We start from the raw sequence: 2998 nt of genomic DNA on the forward strand, positions 1-2998 counted from the left end.
AATAGCAGCATCTATTCATAAGGAAGGAACAGATTGATTACTTAGCAACGTTTTTTATACTATCTTTAAATAATAAAATACTTAAAGATATTCGTCTTTGATTCAAACGATTGAATAAACCATATACATTCAATACAAACTAATAATCAAACAATTACAGACCTTTCAAAATAGAAACAAAAAATACCTATTCAAAAATCGTTACTTTTTTGAATTGAAACTATATTAATATATAGGTAAGGAATGTTGATATTAGATATGAATTATCAGAATATTACGAAAAAAAATGATTGGCAATATTCCCATTTCAAATCATATATAGACCCTTATAATACATAATTATTAGACGATAAAATTGTATCTTTAAATATTCAACAATTAAACTTCAACTGAATGACGACTCTCTCCAAAGCATTCTATCAAACATCTTTTAGAATAATCTGTACTGTACTTACGCTTTTATTTTTTCAGCCATCCTTTGCACAAACATACAACTGGAATAATGTTGCTATTGGTGGTGGTGGATTTGTTTCTGGAATTATAACAAGTAAAACAGAGTCTGGTGTTATGTTTGCCCGAACCGATGTGGGTGGAGCATATCGCTGGGATGCTCCAAATTCAAAATGGATTCCGTTGTTGGATTGGACCTCAGAAAACGAGACAGGATGGCAAGGTGTTGAATCCATTGCAATGGACCCTCAAGCCTCGAAAAATGTATATATGTTGGTAGGGACATCCTATTTTAACAATGGAAAAACAGCTATACTTCGATCAACGGATTATGGAAATACATTTGCAATCACAGATGTTTCCTCACAATTCAAAGCGCATGGAAATGGCATGGGTAGACAAAATGGCGAGAAGCTAGTTGTAGATCCGAATAAAGGAAGTATTTTATTTTGCGGTACACGCAGAAATGGTCTTTTCAAAAGCACAGACTCTGGTGCAAGTTGGAGTAATGTTACAACTACTGGAAATAGCACGGCAAACGATAATGGATTGAGCTTTGTTCTTTTTGACAAAAGCAGCGCAACAACAGGCAATGCTTCACAAACAATCTTTTTTGGTGTATCTCAAACGAGTAACAATTTTTATAAAAGTACAAATGGTGGTGCTTCATTCAGTGCCGTAACAGGCGGACCAGCATTGATGCCTCAACGAGCAATACTTGCAAGTGATAAGAATATGTATATCACGTATGCAGATAAAGAAGGCCCTTGGAATATTACTTCTGGTCAAATTTGGAAATACAATACAACAAATGGTGCATGGACCAACGTAACACCGTCTGGCATGACGTCGGGCTTTGGTGGTATTAGCGTAGATCCCAATAACGCAAATCGCTTAATTGCATCAAGCACTAATTTATATTATACACAGTTCCCGAACGCATATGGTGATCGTTTCTTTTTAAGTACAAATGGCGGCTCTACATGGAAAGATTTGGTTGGCAATGGTATTACATTAGACCCAAATGGTTGTACATGGATTGGAGACCAATCGATCCACTGGGCAGGATGTATTGAATTTAATCCATTTAATACGGCACAAGCATACGTTATTTCTGGCAATGGCGTATTTACGTGTGAAAATGTAAATGCATCTTCAACTACTTGGAAATTCTTAAGTAAAGGAATTGAAGAAACGGTACCCTTAGATATTGTAAGTATTACAGGCGGACCATTAGTATCTGTAATTGGGGATTACGATGGCTTTGTACATACGGATATAACACAATACGCTCCCATACATACGCCTAGAATGGGTACAACAACAGGATTGGCAGTTGCAGCATTAAGTACAAGTAAAATGGTACGTGTGGGTGGTGGAGACAACTCAAGCGGTAAAATGTATTATACAAACAATCAAGGTACAAGCTGGACACAAACTTCTTCAATCAATGGTTTCCAAGGAAAGGTTGCCATTTCAGCAAATGGTTCAACCATATTACATTGTCCGAGTGGATCTTCAACAATGTATCGATCAACAAATAATGGTGGCTCTTGGTCTACGTGTAATGGCTTAAACATTGCAGATGCTGTACCAGTGGCTGATATGGTAAACTCAAATAAATTTTATGCTTACAATAAATCAAACGGAGCATTTTTAATCAGTACAGATGGTGGTGCTAATTTCACTACAGTATCCACAACGAATGGATCGGGATCTCCGATTGTACGCCCAGTACCTGGTATTGAAGGTGACATTTGGATCGCCTTGTATGGTGGAGGATTAAAACATTCTACCAATTCAGGAACAACCTTCTCAAGTATTTCAGGAGTAACATCTTGTTCGGCAGTTGGTTTTGGAAAAGCTGCACCTACAGCACCTTACTTAACCATTTACATATGGGGAACCGTTGGTGGAGTAACAGGTGTATTTGCATCCATTGATAAAGGTGTAACATGGACCAGAGCAAATGACGATGCCCATGAATATGGCGGACCAGGAAATGGTCAGTTTGTTATTGGAGACATGAATGTATTTGGTCGTGTTTATATGGCTACCGTTGGTCGTGGGATTGCTTATGGAGAAATTTCTACTGGCACATGTACGGCTACAATTACATCACCTTCAAACTCTTATTGCGCAGGGGAATCGGTTTTATTAACTGCAAGTACTGGTAAAACATACCAATGGGTAAAAGATTCAAACCCGATTGCAAATGCAACAAATTCAACCTATACTGCAAATGCCCCTGGATCCTACACGGTAATCGTTATTGATGCAAGTGGATGTACAGCAATCTCACCTTCGAAAACAATTTCTGTTAACCCTGCTCCTACTGCAGCAATAACTTCGCCAAGCACATCGTTTTGTGCAGGAGGTTCTGTTCTTCTATCTGCTAATACAGGTGCTGGATTAACGTACCAATGGTCAAACGCTTCGGGAAATATATCAACTGCTACAAATGCAACCTATTCAGCGCCAAGCGCTGGTTCGTATAAAGTAGCGGTAACTTCAACGGGATGCACAACAGCAGCAGTTTCAAATGTTA

1 protein-coding gene is annotated in these 2998 nt (G+C 38.2%); it reads left to right on the forward strand.

Features of this window, described 5'->3' with window-relative positions; translation table 11 throughout:
- Window positions 1-393 precede the first annotated feature (393 nt).
- Window positions 394-2998: hypothetical protein (locus tag Q0543_RS06620; RefSeq protein ID WP_299250601.1), on the forward strand; the 2605-nt coding region annotated here is incomplete at its 3' end.

It is taken from the genome of uncultured Cytophaga sp., assembly GCF_937863595.1.
Classification (GTDB): domain Bacteria; phylum Bacteroidota; class Bacteroidia; order Cytophagales; family Cytophagaceae; genus Cytophaga.